The following is a 17,052-nucleotide window of genomic DNA, read 5'->3' as shown; positions in this document are numbered from 1 at the left end:
AAACAGGGCGGACGCCGCGTCAGATCACCCGGAAGCCGTTGCTCGGCTTGCTGGTCCGGTTGGCCCGGTCCACCGCGAGCGCGTAGTAGTGGTGTCCGCGCCTGCCGTCGGGGTCTACCCAGCGGACCTGCCGGTCGCCCGGCACGATCGCGACCAGGTTGCGGGCGTCGTCGAAGGCGCCGGGGCCCGCGGGCCGGTCGAAGCGGAAGACGGCGTACAGGAAGGGCTCTTCCCTGCCGGTCGCCACCATCCGCACCTCGACCCCGCCGTGGCGGTGCAGCGCGTACGCCACCACCGGCCGCGACGGCGCCTTGCCGCGCGCGAGCCTGGGCAGCACGGGCGCGAGCGCGGGCCGCTGGTAGTGGTCGGCGACCGCGGTGGAGATGGAGCCGATCCTGTCCACCTTGACGTCGTTGGCGTTGTACCAGATGTCGCCGCTGATCTCGGGGTGGTCGCGGTTGAGCGTCAGGTGCCTGGACAGCTCGTCCGGCTGCTGCCACTCGGGCGCCTGCGCGGGATCGCCCGCCTTGTACGCCGCCTGCCCGATCCACAGCAGCGTCTCGGTGCCCGCGGCGACGTCGGCCCACCACGGCACGAGCTTGGAGTAGTCGGCCGGCGGCTGCCCGATGTACCAGTAGAGCTGCGGCGCGATGTAGTCGAGCCAGCCCTTCTTGACCCAGCCGCGGGTGTCGGCGTGCAGGTTGTCGTACGACTGGCCGCCGTTGGTGTCGGAGCCGAGCGGGTCGCTGGCCTTGTTGCGCCAGATGCCCGACGGGCTGATGCCCCAGGCGATCTCCGGCTTGGCCTCGAGCACGCGCTGCTGCATCTCCTGGACCATGAGGTCCACGTTGTTGCGCCGCCAGGCGGCGAGGTCGGGGAAGCCGGCCCCGTACTTGGCGAACTCCTCGGCGTCGTCGAAGTCAGTGGTGTTGGTCGGGTAGAAGTAGTCGTCGAAGTGCAGGCCGTCGATGTCGTAGCGGAGCACCGCGTCCATCATCGCGTCCTGGCAGAACTTCCTGACCTCGGGCATGCCGGGGTTGTAGTAGAGCTTGCCGCCGTAGGCCACGATCCAGTCCGGGTGCTTGCGCCCGGGGTGGTCGGGGTGCAGCTGCGCGGGGTCGGCCTGCATCGAGACGCGGTACGGGTTGAACCACGCGTGGAAGGCCAGGCCGCGCTTGTGCGTCTCCTCGACGGCGAACTTCAGCGGGTCGTAACCGGGGTCCTTGCCCTGCTCGCCGGTGAGGTACTGCGACCACGGCTCGTACGGTGACGGCCAGAACGCGTCGGCGGTGGGCCTGATCTGCACGAAGACCGAGTTGAGCTTGCGCTGCACGGCCACGTCCAGCCAGGCGAGGTATTCCGCCTTCTGCTGCTCGGCGCTGAGCCCCGGCTTCGACGGCCAGTTGATGTTGACCACCGACGCGATCCACATGCCGCGCATCTGGCGCAGCGGGGGCACGTACCCGGGCTGTGCGAAGGCCGGGAGGGGAACGGCCGATGCGGCGGCGGCGAGGGCGAGACCCTTCAGGAGAGTCCTTCTGCTGGGCATGGGGGGGCCTCTCGGAAGTGGTTGTATCGAAGGCGACGATGACAGAAAATTACCTTCAGATCAACAACCGTGAAGGAAAATGCCGATGAGCGGTGACCTGTACAGACTGGCGAGGACGGTGCTGCATCCGGGGTTCGAGGGGACCTCTGCTCCCGACTGGCTGCGCCGCGCGCTGGGCGAGGGTCTGGGCGGCGTGGTGCTGTTCGCCCGCAACGCCATCGGCGCCGGCCTGATACGCGAGCTCCGGGCCGAGAACCCTGACGTCGTCATCGCCATCGACGAGGAGGGCGGCACCGTTACCCGGCTGGAGGCGGAGGACGGCAGCTCCTTCCCCGGCAACCGGGCGCTCGGCGTGGTGGACGACGTGCGGCTCACCGAGCGGGTGGGCCGCCAGATCGGCAGGATGCTCGCCGACCTGGACATCACGCTCGACTACGCGCCCTCCGCGGATGTGAACGCCGACCCGGCCAACCCGGTGATCGGCGTTCGCTCGTTCGGGCCCACGGCCGAGCTGGTCTCCCGCCACACCGCCGCGTACGTGCGGGGCGTGCAGGGCGCGGGGGTGGCCGCCTGCGCCAAGCACTTCCCCGGGCACGGCGACACGGTCACCGACTCCCACCTGGCGCTGCCCACCGTGCACGCCTCGCGGGAGCTGATCCAGGAGCGCGACCTGCCGCCGTTCCGCGCCGCGATCGAGGCCGGGGTGCGCTCGATCATGTCCGGCCACCTGCTCGTCCCCGCGCTCGATCCGTCGCTGCCCGCGACGCTCAGCCGTACCGTGATGACCGAGCTCCTGAGGGGCGAGCTCGGTTTCGACGGGATGCTGGTCACCGACGCGATCGAGATGCGGGCGGTGGCCGCCATGTTCCCGCCGGGCGAGATCGCCGTGCGCGCGCTCGACGCCGGCGTGGACGCGATCTGCGCCGGGCTGATCGACGAGGACGGCCTGCGCGCGATCGTCGAGGCGATCGTCGCGGCCGTGCGCGAGGGCCGGCTGGCCGAGGACCGGCTGGCGCAGGCCGCCGCGCGAGTGCGGGAGCTGTCCTCCTGGTACGCGGGCCAGGCCGAGCTGCGCGCCAAGGTCCACGGCGACGTGGACGATGAGGTGGGCCTGGACGCCGCCCGCCGCGCGCTCACCACGACCGGCACCGGCAGGCTGGAGCGCCCCCCGCTGGTCGTCGAGGTCAACACCCGGCTCAACAGGGCCATCGACGCCGACACGCCGACCGGCGTCTCGGCAGCGCTGACCGCCCTGCTGCCGGGCACCGCGAGGATGCGGCTCGAGCAGGACGGCGAGCTGCCGCCGTTCGACGACCGGCCGGTGGTGCTGGTGGTGCACGACGCGGCCAGGCACCCCTGGGTGCGCGAGACGGTCGCCAGAGCCCAGGCCGCGCGGCCGGATGCGATCGTGGTGGACACGGGCGTGCCCGCACCTGCCGGATCCGGGACGCACGTTCACACGCACGGCGTCTCCCGGGTGTCGGCGCAGGCCGCGGCCGAGTGGCTGGTCCGATGAGCGTCGAACCGGCGAACCCCGTGGCGGCCGTACGCGCCGTCCTGCCCTCGCTCACCCCTGCCGCGCAGTCGATCGCCCGCCTCATCGTGGACGACCCCGGCCTCGTCGTGCGCAGCACCATCACCGAGTTCAGCGCCGTGTCGGGGACGAGCGAGGCGACGATCGTGCGCACCGCGCGGGCGCTCGGCTTCGCGGGCTACTCGCAGATGCGCTTCGCGCTGGCCGCCGCCGTCGCCAAGGAGCCGGAGCGCCTGGTGCCCGGCGACCTCGCGCCCGACGACCCGCTCACCGACGTGATCGCCAAGGTGGCGCGGGCCGAGTCCGAGGCGCTCGCCGACACCGCCGCCCAGCTCGACCCCGACCGGCTCGGCGAGGTCGTCAAGGCCATCTCGGAGGCGCGGCGCATCGACGTGTACGGCGTCGCCGCATCGGGCCTGGTGGCCGCCGACATGTCGCAGAAGCTGCTGCGGATCGGGCTGTCCAGCCACCCGTTCAGCGACGCCCACCTGGCGCTGACCAGCGCGGCCCTGCTGCGCGAAGGCGACGTCGTGGTGGCGGTGAGCTGCAGCGGCGAGACGCCCGACGTGCTGGTGCCGGCCCGCACCGCCTCGGAGGCGGGCGCGCTGGTGGTGGCCATCACCGACAACCCGCGCTCGTCGCTGGCGGGGCTGGCCGACCACACGCTGGTCTCGGCGGGCCGCGAGACGGCCTTCCGCCCGGCCGCGCTGGCCAGCCGGATCAGCCAGCTCCTCATCGTGGACTGCATCTTCGTCGGGCTGGCGCAGCGGCGGTACGAGACGGCGGAGGCCGCCATCCGCGTCACCCGTGAGGCGACCGACCGCTATCGCAGCCGGCAGTCCCGCTGACCGCTTAGAACGGATATTTCGCGATATCGCCCTGCATCGTGACCCACTGGGTCTCGGTGAAGGCGTCGAGGTTCGCGCGCGTACCGCCGAAGCGGCTGCCGGTGCCCGAGGCGCCCACGCCGCCGAACGGCGCCACGGCCTCGTCGTCCACGGTCTGGTCGTTGATGTGCACGATGCCGGTCGGCACCTGCTCGGCCAGCGCGAGGCCCTTCATGACGTCCTTGGTGAGGATGCCGAGCGACAGGCCGTACTCGGAGTCGGCCGCCAGCGCCGCCGCCTCCTCCAGGGTGGAGAACGTGGTGACCGGCGCGACCGGGCCGAACACCTCCTCGGCGTACGCGGGCGCCTGTCTCGGCACCTCGGCCAGCACCGTCGGACGGTAGAACAGCCCCTCGTACGAGCCGCCCGCCGCGAGCCTGGCCCCGGCCTCCACGCTCTCGGTGACCAGGCGGTGCACCCGGTCGCGCTGCCCGGCGTCGATGAGCGGGCCCAGCGCGACCTGCCCGGTGGCCGGGTCGCCGACCGGCAGGCCGTCGGCCTTGGCGGCCAGGCGCTCGACGTACTCGCGCGCCACCGACTCGTGCACGATGTGCCGCCCTGAGGTCATGCAGATCTGGCCCTGGTGGAAGAACGAGGCCCACGCGCCCGCCGAGACCGCCGCGTCCAGGTCGGCGTCGTCGAAGATCACTAACGCCGAGTTGCCGCCCAGCTCCAGGTGCACCCGCTTGAGCGCGCGGGCGGCCGCCTCGCCGACCTTGCGGCCGGCCGCCGTCGAGCCGGTGAAGGAGATGACGGGGACGTTCGGGTCGGCGACCAGCGCCTGCCCGGCCTCGGGGCCTCCGGGCAGCACATGCAGCAGCCCAGGCGGCAGGCCGGCCTCCTCGAAGACGCGGGCGATGGCGTATCCGCCGCAGACGGCGGTGCGCTGGTCCGGCTTGAACACCACCGCGTTGCCCAGCGCCAGCGCAGGGGCGACCGACCTGATGCCGAGGATGAGCGGGAAGTTGAACGGCGCGATCACCCCGACCACGCCGACCGGCACCCTGCGGGCGAAGCTGAGCCGCTTGCGCGCCGTGGGCAGCACCTCGCCGGCCGGCTGGCCGGCCAGCGCCGCCGCCTCGTAGCACTCCTGGGCGGCCACGTGCGTCTCGAACGCGGCCTTGCCCGGCACCCCGCCCGACTCCCTGACGATCCAGTCCTGGATCTCCTGGGCGTGCTCTTCGAACAGCCGCCCGGCGCGGCGCAGCAGCGCGGCACGCTCCTCGTACGGGGTCGCCGCCCAGGCTTGCTGCTCCCGCCCGGCCGTCTCGGCGGCGGCCGCCACGTCGCCGGCGCCGGCCGTGCCCGCCCGGCCGAGCTCGTTGCCGGTCGCGGGCTCGATGACGGGCGCCTCGCCGGCCCGTGACGCGGTCCAGCTCCCGTCGAAGATCATCCCGGTCCATGTCTTCGGGTCAAGGAACGTCATTGTCGCGCCTCCTCAGGGGCTTCAGGGCTGGAAACGCTCGTCCACCGCCACGGCCACGTCGAGCAGCAAGGGGCTGTCGCGGTCCGGCAGCACGGGCATGATGTCGTCGAGTACGGCGGTCAGCTCGGCGTGCGAGCCGACCTTGACGGCCGGGCAGCCGAGCGACCCCGCCAGCGCGGCCATGTCGATCTCGGTGAACGCGGGCCACGGCGCCTTGCCGCCACCGTGCCGCTCGGCCAGCCGGTCCATGATCGCGTACCTGCCGTTGGCGAGCACCACGAACAGCGCGCCGACGCGGTAGTGCGCGGCGCTCCACAGGGCGTGCAGGCCGTAGAGCGCGGAGCCGTCGCCGGTGACGGCCACCACGGGCCGGTCGGGCAGCGCCATCTTCAGTCCCACGGCGGCGGGCAGCGCGAACCCGAGCCCGCCCATCGCCGCCGACAGGAAGCCGAGCGAGCTCCTGGCGGGGACGAGGCGGTGCAGGTCGGGGCGGGCGGACGGGGTCTCCTCGATCAGCGCGGCGTCGGCGGGCAGCCGCGCCGCCAGCTCGCGCAGCACGTCGGCGGGCCGAAGGGGCCCTTCCGCCGTACCGACCTGCGGCTCTTCTGACGGCCTGCGCTCCAGGCGCGGGCGCTGCGGGAGCAGGGCGGCCAGGCGGGCGCAGACGGCGGACGGCGCGGCCAGGACCGCGAGGCCGGCCGGGCTGCGGTGGGCTTCTGCGGGGTCGTCGGTGACCAGCGCGACGGCGGTGCCCTGCGGCACCAGCGGCCCCGGCACGTACGGGTACTGGCGGAACACCGGCGCCCCCACGGCGAGCACCACGTCGTAGGCCGCGAGCACCTCGCGCAGCCTGGCCCTGTCGGCGGGCAGCACCCCGGCGTACTGGGGATGGTCCTGGGGGAACCCGGCCCGCCCGCCGAACGGCTCCTGGTGCACCGGGCAGCCCAGCCGCTCGGCCAGCTCCACGAGCGCGTCCCACCCCTCGCGGACGCCCGCGCCCGCCACGATCGCCGGCCTGCGCGCCCCGGACAGCAGCTCCAGCAGCGGGGCCAGCTCGGCGTCCGAGACCGCGGTGGGCCGCACCAGCCGGGCCGGGGCCGCGACGATCTCGCCGTCGAACGGCGCGGCCCAGTCGTCCATCGGCACCACGACCAGCGCGGGCCCCCGGTGGGTGCGCGCCTCGTGGACGGCCCTGGCGACCGCTCCCGGCACGTCCTGGGGACGTACGGGCTGATCCACCCGGACCGGGTAGTCACCGGCCAGCCCCGCGAGCCGCCCGGCCAGGAACGGCTCAAGCGCGAGGTGCCGCCGGTCCTGCTGGCCGACGAGGACGACCAGCGGCACCCGGTTCTCGCGCGCGGTCGCGAGCGCGCCGACGGCGTTGCCCAGCCCCGCCGTGGTGTGCAGGACGGCCGTCGCGGGCGCGTCGCGGCCGATCGCCCAGCCCGTCGCCATGCCGACCACCGAGCCCTCGTGCAGACCGAGCACGAAGCGCAGGTCGTCGGGGAGCCCGGTGAGCAGCGGCACCTCGGTCGAGCCCGGATTGCAGAACAGCGTGGTCAGCCCGTGGCGGCGCAGCACGTCGAACACGGCGTCCTTGACGGTGGTCATCGGTTCCCCCTCGCCCGCTGGATCCGCCGGTAGACGTGCCCGCGCAGCGCGCCGAAACGCGGCAGCGACCGGGTGGTGAGGATCGCGAGAGCGCGACGCACGGGCCGCTCCCCTTTCGTTCGCTCTGCGCACAGGTGTTCTCGTGCCGAACACCCCCGTATCGCGGAAGCTACGCTCCTGCAGGCCGCTGTCAAGGGGGCATCCCATGGCCGACCACGTGCAGTCGCTCACCCGCGGGCTCGCCGCGATCTCTCCACAGCACACGACGCTGCCATCGCCTCGCGCTCTGCCAGCAGTCCCGCCATGGCGGCGTGCCCCCGCCGCTTCTCCGGCGTCCGGCGCGTGCGCCGGGGCCGGAGAGCCGTCCGCGGGCATGACGAAGCCGGCGCCTCACGTGTGGCGGGGCGCCGGCTGGAACCGCCCGCTCACCGCTCCCGACGCGGCCGGCGCCCACAGGCGTTGGGACGCCGGCGTGAGCTCGGCGGGAGCCGCCAGAGGCGGCGCGGAGGTCAGGGGTTGAGGCGTTCGGCGGCTTCGACGACGTTGGCCAGGAGCAGGGCGCGGGTCATCGGGCCGACGCCGCCCGGGTTGGGCGTGAGGTAGCCGGCGACCTCCTCGACGTCAGCGGCGACGTCCCCGGCGATCTTGCCGTCCACCCGGGAGACCCCGACGTCGAGCACGGCGGCGCCGGGCTTGACCATGTCGCGGGTGATCAGCTCGGGCACGCCGGCCGCCGCCACCACGATGTCGGCGCGGCGCACGTGCGCGGCGAGGTCGCGGGTGCCGGTGTGGCAGAGGGTCACGGTGGCGTTCTCGCTGCGCCGGGTGAGCAGCAGCCCGAGCGAGCGGCCCACCGTGATGCCGCGCCCGACCACGGTGACCTCGGCGCCCTTGATCGGTACGCCGTACTCGCGAAGAAGCAGCACGATGCCGTGCGGGGTGCAGGGCAGCGGCGCGTCGACCATGTGGACGAGACGCCCCAGGTTGACCGGGTGCAGCCCGTCGGCGTCCTTGGCCGGGTCGATGCGCTCAAGCAGCGCCATCGTGTCGAGGTGCTTGGGCAGCGGAAGCTGGACGATGTAGCCGGTGCACTCCGGGGAGGCGTTGAGCTCGTCGATGGCCGCTTCGACGTCGGCCTGGGTCGCGGTGGCAGGCAGGTCGACGCGGATGGAGGCGATGCCCACCTCCGCGCAGTCGCGATGCTTGCCCGCGACGTAGATCTGGCTGCCGGGGTCGTCCCCCACCAGAATGGTGCCCAGGCCGGGCGTGATCCCGCGTTCCTTGAGCGCGGCCACCCGCTTGGTGAGATCTGCCTTGATCTTTGCGGCGGTGGCCTTGCCATCGAGTTTCACAGCGCTCATGCGGCAATCCTGTCATGCCCTCCGACCTCTCCCGCACCGCCCCGCACCCCTGTTGAGTCGTCCGTACGCGGTGCATCGGTTGCGATCATCGGCGGCCGGTTATCCACAGGCAGCAGGCAGCCGATCCCGGTTATCCACAGCCAACGGCTGACATCGTTGTCATAGATTCGGCGAAGGCTTAGTGTTTTCGGCGCCAGCATCACGCGCGCCCGGAGGTCCCCCTTGTCGTTCCGCCTCTTGTCCGCCGAGTCCACCGACCTGTTCGTCGGCTCGCCCGAGGAGCCGCACCAAGTCCTGCGCGTCACCGTGGCGGCGGGCGAGCGCGAGTCCTCGCTGGAGCTGCGCGGCGCCGGCGTGCGCCTCGCCGGTCCTGTGACGATCCCGGCCGCCGAGGGAGTCCACGAGGTCCCGCTGGCGGTGTCGGTCCCGCCGGGCACGACCGTGCCCTGCCTGCTCACCCTCGACGGCGAGTCGCTGGAAGTGGAGGTCACGGCCGAGGAGCCGGGCTGGACGATGTTCATGGTGTCCCACTTCCACTACGACCCGGTGTGGTGGAACACCCAGGCCGCCTACACCAGCCCGTGGGAGCTGCTGTCGGCCGACGCCACCACCAGGCCGCTCTGGGAGGGCAACGCGTTCGCCCTGGTCGAGGCCCACATCGACCTGGCGCTGCGCGACCCCGACTACCGCTTCGTGCTGGCCGAGGTCGACTATCTCAAGCCGTTCTTCGACACCCATCCCGAGCGCAGGGCCGACCTGCGCGCGCTCCTGGCCGAAGGCCGGGTCGAGCTGGTCGGCGGCACGTACAACGAGCCCAACACCAACCTCACCGGCGCCGAGACCACGATCCGCAACCTCGTCTACGGCATCGGCTACCAGCGCGACATCCTCGGCGGCGATCCGCGCACGGCGTGGCAGCTCGACGTGTTCGGCCACGACCCGCAGTTCCCCGGCTACCTCGCGGCGGCCGGGCTGACCGCGAGCGCGTGGGCGCGCGGGCCGTTCCACCAGTGGGGCCCGATCAGTAAGAACTTCAAAGAGGCCAAGAACGACGCGGCGCTGATGCAGTTCCCCAGCGAGTTCGAGTGGATCGCGCCGTCCGGGCAGGGCGTGCTGACCCACTACATGCCGGCCCACTACTCCGCGGGCTGGTGGATGGACTCCTCGGCCTCGCTCGACGAGGCCTGCAAGGCGGTCTACGACCTCTACCGCTCGCTCAAGCCGGTCGCCGCGACGAAGAACATCCTGCTTCCCGTCGGCACCGACTACACCCCGCCCAACAAGTGGGTGACCGACATCCACCGCACGTGGGCCGCCCGCTACGTCTGGCCCCGATTCGTCTGCGCCACGCCGCGCGACTTCCTCGACGCCGTACGCGCCGGGCTGTCGTCGTTCAGCCCGCAGACGCGGGACATGAACCCCATCTACACCGGCAAAGACGTCTCCTACATCGACACCAAGCAGGCACAGCGCGCGGCCGAGGTGGCGGCGCTGGACGCCGAGCGGCTGGCCACGTTCGCCCACCTGCTGGGGCTGGGCGGCTACCCGCACACGGCGCTCGACAAGGTGTGGCGGCAGCTCGCCTACGGCGCGCACCACGACGCCATCACCGGCTCCGAGTCCGACCAGGTCTACATCGACCTGCTGACCGGCTGGCGCGAGGCGTACGACCTGGCCGCCGAGGCCCGCGACAACGCGCTGTCGGCCCTGTCCGGCCAGATCGCGACCGAGGCGCCTGGAGTGGTGGTCGCCAACACGCTGCCGTTCACCCGCGACGGCCTGGCCTCGGCCGTCCTGCCCGAGGGTCACGTGCCCGCCGACGCGTCGGGCGCCCCGCTCCCGGCCGTGGCGGAGAACGGCACGCTCACGTTCCTGGCCCGCGACGTGCCCTCGGTGGGCTGGCGCACGTACGACGTGGTGCCCGGCACCCCCGAGACGTGGCAACCCGTCCCCGGCGTCACCATCGAGAACGACCGCTGGCAGGTCACCGCCGATCCCGCCAAGGGCGGCACGCTCGCCTCGATCCGCGACCGCGCCACCGGCCAGGAGCTCCTCACCGGCCCCGGCAACGAGCTGCGCCTCTACGACGAATACCCCCAGCATCCCGACATGGGCGAGGGTCCCTGGCACCTCATCCCGACCGGCCACGTCGTGGGCTCGTCGGAGGCGGCGTCCACCGGTGTCCGCGCCGAGGCCAGCCCGGTCGGTCAGCGGCTGATCGTCACGGGGCAGGTCGGCGAGATCACGTACGAGCAGGTCATCACCCTGCCGGCCGGCTCCGACCGCATCGACTTCACCACCCGCGTCATCGACCACACCGGCGCCGACCGGCTGCTGCGAGTGCGCTTCCCGGCCCGCGTGGAGGGGGCGCTGCCGGTGTCCGACGTCTCGGGCGCGGTGGTGGGGCGCGGCTTCGCGCTGCCCGACGTCGACACCGCCGAGCATCCGTGGACGCTCGACAACCCGGCCAACACCTGGTTCGGCCTCTCCGCCACCGCGAAGGTCGATCTGGGCGCGGCGGGCGCACGCGCGCTCGGCGTGGCCGAGGTCGTGGTGCCCGCCCTCGAGGACGCCCCGCAGGCCCGCGACCTGGTGGTGGCGCTGGCCAGGGCCGGCGTCACCGCGACCACGTCATCGGCCGCCGGCACCCGCTACGGCTGGCTCGACGTCGACTCCAACCTGCCCGACGTACGCCTCGTGCTGGGCGGCCCCGACACCAACCCGGTGGCCGCCGAGCTGCTCGCCAGGTCCGACGAGGCGTACGCCAAAGCGCTGAGCGAAGGGGCCGCCCGCGTCTGGATCCCCGCCGAGCGCCCGCTGGCCGAGACCTGGCAGCCCAGCGCCGACCTGCGCGACCTGCGCGCCCTCCCGGCCCTCATCGTCACCGACCCCATCGCCGACCTCGTGGCCGACCTGGCCGACGCGACCATCGAGGCCGTGTGCCCGCTGGGGGCCGAGCGGCTCGAAGACCGTACGGTGGCGCTGATCGCGTACGGGCTGCCCGGGTTCGCCGTCGATCCGTCCGGCGCCCTCCACCTGTCGCTCATGCGATCCTGCACCGGCTGGCCGTCCGGCATCTGGCTCGACCCGCCCCGCCGCACCACCCCCGACGGCTCCGCCTTCCAGCTCCAGCACTGGACGCACGAGTTCTCCTACTCCCTGGTCTCCGGGCCCGGCGACTGGCGCGCCCTGCGCCTGCCCGCCGCCGCCCAGGAACACATCACCCCGCTCCACACCCGCGTCCTCGACGCGCCCCAATCAGGCTCCCTGCCGCCCGTCCACTCCCTGCTCACCGTCTCTCCGGAGCGCGACGTCCTGCTGAGCACCCTCAAGGCCACCGGCAACCCGCACGCCCACGGCCTGTCCACCGCGGAGCAGGACGGGCTCGCCATCGCGGAGCAGGACGGGCTCGCCATCGCGGAGCGGGGCGGGCTCGACGAGCGGACCGGTGACGGGGCCGGGCAGGTGACCGGTGGCGGGGCCGGGCGCGAGACCGGCCAGGCGGGCGAGCGCGACTCCGCTCGTTCCTCGGCCCGTTCCTCGGTGACCATCCGCCTGATCGAGTCCACCGGCCTGGGCTCCCGCGCCGAGCTGACCTCCCCCGTGCTCCCCCTCGACACCCTCACCCCCGCCACCCTCCTCGAAGACCCCATCTCCCCCGCGTCCACGCCGACAGGGCTGCCCGGGGCTCCGGCCACCACCTTGGAGGCACCCGGGGCTCCGGCCACCACCTTGGGGGCACCCGGGGCTCCGGCCACCACCTTGGGGGCACCCGGGGCTCCGGCCACCGCCTCGGGGGCACCCGGGGCTCCGGCCACCACCTTGGGGGCACCCGGGGCTCCGGTCACCACCTCGGGGGCGAGCATCGAGCTGGGCGGGTTCGAGGTGGCCACGTACCTCGCCTCCGCCCCGCTCCCGCCCACGGCACCCGAGCTCGCCCGTACGACGGAGCAGGCCCAGCCCGTCTACAGCCGCTACTGGCTGCACAACAAGGGCCCGGCACCGCTCGGCTACCTGCCGGTCTCCATCGCCGTCTCGCCGGGCCTCGTGGAGTCGCCGGAAGGGCCGTTCGAGGTGGAGGTCGTCCTGGCCTCCCATCTCACGGACGCCCCCCACGAGGGCATCGTGGACATCCGCGTCCCGGAGGGCTGGACGGCCACCCCGTCGGCCCGCCCGTTCCGTCTCGCCCCCGGCGGGCACGTCCGCTTCCCCGTCACGGTGGCGCCGCCTGCCGAGCCCGCGCCCGGCCTGCACTTCATCGCCGCGCGCACCCGTACGAACGGGCAGCTCATCGAAGACATCACCACCGTGGCCATCGGCCCGGCCCCCGAGCTGCCGGTCTCCGGCGCGTGGCCCGAGCAGTCCGTCGCCACCAAGGGCACCACCTCTGACACGGCACGTCCCACGGGCCTGTCCGTCACCCCGGTCACCGGCGCCCTCACGCTGCGGCCGGGCGACCGGGCCCGGCTCACCTTGCGGCTCGCCAACACCACATCCGACGAGATCCGCGGCGAGGCCCAGCTGGCCTCTCCGTGGGGCACCTGGGCCATGCTTCCTGAGGTCATCCAGGGCTTCACCGTGGCGGCCGGGGCCACCACCGAGCTGTCGTTCCCGGTGGAGGTCCCCCGCGACCACGCGGCCGGCCACGCGTGGGCCCTGGCCAAGGTCATGTGGTTCGGCCGCTGCCAGTACGCACCGGCAGTACGGCTGGAGGTGACCCGATGACCCCGCCACACCGCCTGGACACGGACACCCGAACCCCGCCGGCCGTCGTGCCGTCAGGAGACGACACGACGACACCGGCCGGCGGGCTGGCCGGAGACGACACCACCACACCGAACAGCGGGCGGACCGAAGACGACACCACCACACCGAACAGCGGGTGGGCCGCTGACGACACCACCACACCGGCCGACGGGCCGACCAAAGACGGCACGACGTCGGTGATCGGCTGGGTGGATGGTCGCCCGGTCCCCCGCGAGCGCCTCGACGCTCGCCTCGCCGCTCTGCGGAACGGCCCCCTCAAGGCTGCCCTTCCCACGCCCGGCACCTCGGAGGACCGTCAGCTCGCCCGCTGGCTCACCCAGGTCATCCTCACCGAGATCCTGTGCGAGTCCACGGCAGCCGACCTCGGCCTGACCCCAGGACCGCAACCGACCTCCGCCTCCTCGCCACTGCCGACCTCGGCCTCCCCGTCAGCACCCGCCCCTGCCCTGGCCTCGCCGCCAGCACCCGCTCCAGCCCCGGCCTCGCCGCCAGCACCCGCTCCAGCCCCGGCCTCGCCGCCAGCCTCGCCGTCGGCGCCGGGCGCTGCCTTGGGAGACCCGGGCGTAAGGGGCGGGACGGAAGCCCTTACCCTCGATCGGGTGGCCGCAGTAGAACTTGGTTCGATCAACGCGGCTGCCTACAACGGCAGCCCCTGGGTGCGGGCCGTGTTCGAGCACGTCACGGCCACGGTGACCGTTCCTGAGGAATGGCGTCGTCCACCGGCTCCCGAACAACCGGCCCGTCACTACGTACGCCACCGCCTCTTCGACACCCTCGCGGAGGCGCAGGCGGCGACGCCGTCCGACCTCGAACCCCTCGGCCCGATCACGCTCGACTCCCTGCCCACCGCGATCGCCGAAGCCCTGCAGAGCCACCCGTACGACACCCTGGTCGGCCCCGTCCGCGACACCCTCGGCTGGCACGTGGCAACCGCCACACCCACGCCACCCCAGGCGAACGACCCTGCCCCTCAGGCGACCAGCCCCGCCTCCGAGACGACCAGCCCCGCCCCTCAGACGAACAGCCCCGCCTCCGAGACGACCGGCCCCGCCGCGCGGACGACTGGACCCACGGCCTTCACCCAAGCGGCCACCACTACGCCGCCGACCCCAATGTCCCCCTCCGCACCACCGACTCAGACAGTCCTCACCTCGTCACCGACCCGAACGGTCCCCGCCACGCCACCAATCCAGGCGGCCCACACCGCTGCACAGCCTCCGGCAGCCGTCGCCTCATCACCCTCCCCGGCGGCCGAGGCCACAGCGCAGCCCTACGTACCGGAAGGAACCGTGCAGACACTGACTCGACACACCTCCCGGCCGACCGGCCCCGACGCCGACCTGCTCGCCGCAGCTCGGCGGAAAGCGTTCGCGCGCTGGCTCGACGACATGCGGGCCAGGAAGGTCACCCTCGTACCCGGCCTGGAGCATCCCGGCGACCCTCGCCAGCCCGACAACCACCACAAACACTGATGAACTGCGTACTTGCCATTGACATCGGAGGGACCAAGCTCGCCGCCGCGCTGGTGGACGAGCAGGGGGCCATCCTGCGCTCCGCGACCCGGCCGACCCCGCGTACGGAGGTCATGTCGGCCCTCGCCGCCCTCATCGCGGAGGTGACGGCCGGCGGTCCCGAGCCGCAGGCGGTCGGCATCGGCTGTGCCGGCCCGCTGGACCTGGCGACCGGCACCGTGAGCCCTGTCAACATGCCGAGCTGGCGCGGGTTCCCGCTGCGAGACGAAGTGCACAAGCTCACCGGGCTGCCGACGCTGCTGGCGGGCGACGCGCAGTGCTTCGCGCTCGGGGAGCACTGGCTGGGCGCCGGACGCGGGTGTTCGTCGCTCTTGGGCATCGTGGTGTCGACCGGCATCGGCGGCGGTCTGGTCATCGACGGCGCCCCGCTCCTCGGCCCCACAGGCAATGCCGGGCATGTCGGGCATATGAGCATCGACCCGTACGGCGAACGCTGCGAGTGCGGCGGTCGTGGCTGCGTGGAGCGTTATGCCAGCGGGCCGAACATGACGCGCTGGGCCCTGGAGAACGGCTGGTCCCCCTCCCTGAACGGCTCCGCAGACTCCCCCGTCGACGAAGGCGTGCAAAGGGAAGGGCTCCCCGAGGCACGCGATCATGGCGGAGAGCGGCAGGCCCAGGGCGGAGAGGGGCAGGCCCAGGGCGGAGAGGGGCAGGCCCAGGGCGGAGAGGGGCAGGCCCGAGGCGGAGAGGGGCAGGCCCAGGGTGAGAAGAGCCGGGGTCAGGGCGGACGGAGGCAAGCCCAGGGTGAAGAGGGCCAGGCTCAGGGCGACGGGCAGCGGCCGGACGCGCGGGCGCTGGCTCGGGACGCCGCCGCCGGGGACGAGATCGCGGTCAAGGCGTTCGAGCGGGGTGCGAGGGCGCTGGCCGGCATGATCGCGTCCACGGCCGCCGCCGCCGAGGTCACGATGGTGGTGATCGGCGGCGGGGTGTCGGCGGCGGGCCCTGTGCTGTTCGATCCGCTGGAGCGGGCGCTCGATGACGTGGCCGGGCTCGCGTTCGTACGGGCTGTCCAGGTGAAGCAGAGCACGCTGGGGGTCCGCGCCGGGCTGGCCGGGGCCGCGAACCTGGCCTGGCAGGCACTCGCGTCAACGACCTGACCGGTGGACGGGCGTTCGCACCCCTCGGTGGTGTCGTTGTGCGTCTAGCGCAGCGCATCACGGCCGCGGGCACGAAGAGGGGTGCTCCGTCTACGGAGATCGCACCGAGGTGGGGTTCGAGTGCCGCTCGATGCCTACTCGGGCGAGTCGATGGGCTCGGGCGAGTCGATGGGCTCGGGCAGGTCGACGGGGCGTCTGCGCGGGGCCGTCTACTCGCGTTCGGCGAGCTGGGCTTCGCGGCGCTCGATGATGCGGCGGGTGTACGGGATGAGTTCCACGACGCGTCCGCCCAGGTATGCACCGATGAGGGCGAGCACCACGAGGACCACGGGGTTCGTGGCGAGGCCGTTCAGGGTGATGAATGCCTGCAGGAACGTGTCGAGGGCCATAGAGGAACTCCGAAGGACGGGTGGGGAGGAGGAGTTCAGGCTAACCGCCGTTAGCGACTGATCGCCAATTAAACGGATAAAAGCGACAAGATTGAGCAAAGTTCCTTGGCGCTCGTGGAGCGGTTCTCCCGGGTTCGCGCGTCGCCCCCGGCCCTGCTCTACTCCTCCGGCACTCAACGCACCCCACGTTCGGCGTCCCGAACGCTGAACGCGCCCGACGCGCGTTCGGGTTACGTCCCGACGTTCGGCGTCCCCACGGTGCGCGCCCGACGTTCGGCGTCCCGAACGCTGACGCACCCAACGCTCGGCGTCCCGCGGTGCGCGCATGACGTTCGGCGTTCCGACGCTGAACGCACCCAACGCTCGGCGTCCGTTCCGTGCACGCCCGACGTTCGGCGTTTCGACGCTGAACGCACCCAGCGTTCGGCGTCCCTTCGGTGAATGCGCCCGACGCGCCGCGCGCACCTCAGCGCTGAGACGTTCCGATACGCCAGAACGCGCCTTAGCGCCCGAGCCATACACGCGCCGCACAAGGCCAGCCGCGCCTGCACGCACCGGAGGCACTCACACACCGGACGCGCCTCACGCACCGGAGGCGCTCACGCACCAGGCGCCCACGCACGCCACGGCGCTCCACGCATCTGACCGCGCCGGAAGGCACCCGAACCACCTGCCCTCACGCCACGCGGCCCTGCGCGCCGCAGAGAAGCTAGACACTCCTGAGCTTGCTCCGTTTTGGCGGACACCGTCGTTGTGGTGGTCAGGTAGCGGCAATGGTCTCGTAGTCGGCGGGGCTGCGGTAGCCCAGGCTGCTGTGGAGGCGCTCACGCACCGGGCGGATCCCTGCACGCCACGGCGCAAGCCCCCGGACGTCACGGCCACGCCCAAGCCACCCACGC

10 protein-coding genes are annotated in these 17,052 nt (G+C 72.9%); 5 read left to right on the top strand and 5 right to left on the bottom strand.

Annotation, left to right across the window (positions count from 1 at the left end):
* Positions 1-19: 19 nt before the first annotated feature.
* Positions 20-1,549: a family 10 glycosylhydrolase gene (locus tag ACFMQL_RS18370; RefSeq protein WP_364068399.1), complete on the bottom strand. Its 1,530-nt coding sequence runs from the start codon at positions 1,547-1,549 to the stop codon at positions 20-22.
* An 85-nt stretch (positions 1,550-1,634) separates the two neighbouring features.
* Here ACFMQL_RS18370 and ACFMQL_RS18365 point away from each other — a divergent pair, with 85 nt between their 5' ends.
* On the top strand, positions 1,635-3,065 hold the full coding sequence (locus ACFMQL_RS18365) for a glycoside hydrolase family 3 N-terminal domain-containing protein (RefSeq protein WP_364068401.1): 1,431 nt from the start codon (positions 1,635-1,637) through the stop codon (positions 3,063-3,065).
* Complete coding sequence (locus ACFMQL_RS18360; protein ID WP_364068403.1) at positions 3,062-3,931, top strand: MurR/RpiR family transcriptional regulator; 870 nt, start codon at positions 3,062-3,064, stop codon at positions 3,929-3,931. Before ACFMQL_RS18365 ends, ACFMQL_RS18360 begins: the two co-directional genes overlap by 4 nt.
* A gap of 4 nt (positions 3,932-3,935) precedes the next feature.
* Here ACFMQL_RS18360 and ACFMQL_RS18355 read toward each other — a convergent pair whose 3' ends face one another.
* The 3 genes from ACFMQL_RS18355 to ACFMQL_RS18345 all read right to left on the bottom strand — a co-directional run bounded on the left by ACFMQL_RS18355 (position 3,936) and on the right by ACFMQL_RS18345 (position 8,368).
* On the bottom strand, positions 3,936-5,396 hold the full coding sequence (locus tag ACFMQL_RS18355; RefSeq protein WP_378786209.1) for a benzaldehyde dehydrogenase: 1,461 nt from the start codon (positions 5,394-5,396) through the stop codon (positions 3,936-3,938).
* A gap of 21 nt (positions 5,397-5,417) precedes the next feature.
* Positions 5,418-7,007, bottom strand: coding sequence for a thiamine pyrophosphate-dependent enzyme (locus ACFMQL_RS18350; protein ID WP_364068407.1), 1,590 nt, complete (start codon positions 7,005-7,007; stop codon positions 5,418-5,420).
* Between the two features lie 509 nt (positions 7,008-7,516).
* On the bottom strand, positions 7,517-8,368 hold the full coding sequence (locus ACFMQL_RS18345) for a bifunctional methylenetetrahydrofolate dehydrogenase/methenyltetrahydrofolate cyclohydrolase (protein WP_364068409.1): 852 nt from the start codon (positions 8,366-8,368) through the stop codon (positions 7,517-7,519).
* Positions 8,369-8,590: 222 nt separating this feature from the next.
* Between ACFMQL_RS18345 and ACFMQL_RS18340 the strand changes: the two genes are divergently transcribed.
* From ACFMQL_RS18340 to ACFMQL_RS18330, 3 genes are all read left to right on the top strand, one after another.
* Positions 8,591-13,093, top strand: a complete 4,503-nt coding sequence (locus tag ACFMQL_RS18340; protein ID WP_378786205.1) for an NEW3 domain-containing protein — start codon at positions 8,591-8,593, stop codon at positions 13,091-13,093.
* A 641-nt stretch (positions 13,094-13,734) separates the two neighbouring features.
* A complete protein-coding gene (locus ACFMQL_RS18335; protein WP_378786203.1) occupies positions 13,735-14,607 on the top strand; it encodes a hypothetical protein in 873 nt (290 codons plus the stop codon).
* Complete coding sequence (locus tag ACFMQL_RS18330; RefSeq protein WP_364068415.1) at positions 14,607-15,764, top strand: ROK family protein; 1,158 nt, start codon at positions 14,607-14,609, stop codon at positions 15,762-15,764. Before ACFMQL_RS18335 ends, ACFMQL_RS18330 begins: the two co-directional genes overlap by 1 nt.
* A gap of 209 nt (positions 15,765-15,973) precedes the next feature.
* Here ACFMQL_RS18330 and ACFMQL_RS18325 read toward each other — a convergent pair whose 3' ends face one another.
* Positions 15,974-16,153 carry a hypothetical protein gene (locus ACFMQL_RS18325; RefSeq protein ID WP_364068417.1) on the bottom strand — a complete coding sequence of 60 codons (180 nt, stop codon included), beginning with the start codon at positions 16,151-16,153 and terminating at the stop codon, positions 15,974-15,976.
* Positions 16,154-17,052: the final 899 nt, after the last annotated feature.

The sequence above is a fragment of the Nonomuraea fastidiosa genome (assembly GCF_042751225.1).
Taxonomy (GTDB): domain Bacteria; phylum Actinomycetota; class Actinomycetes; order Streptosporangiales; family Streptosporangiaceae; genus Nonomuraea; species Nonomuraea fastidiosa.
The sequence above is the reverse complement of the archived record's forward strand: the minus strand, read 5'-3'. Positions and strand labels throughout refer to the sequence as shown.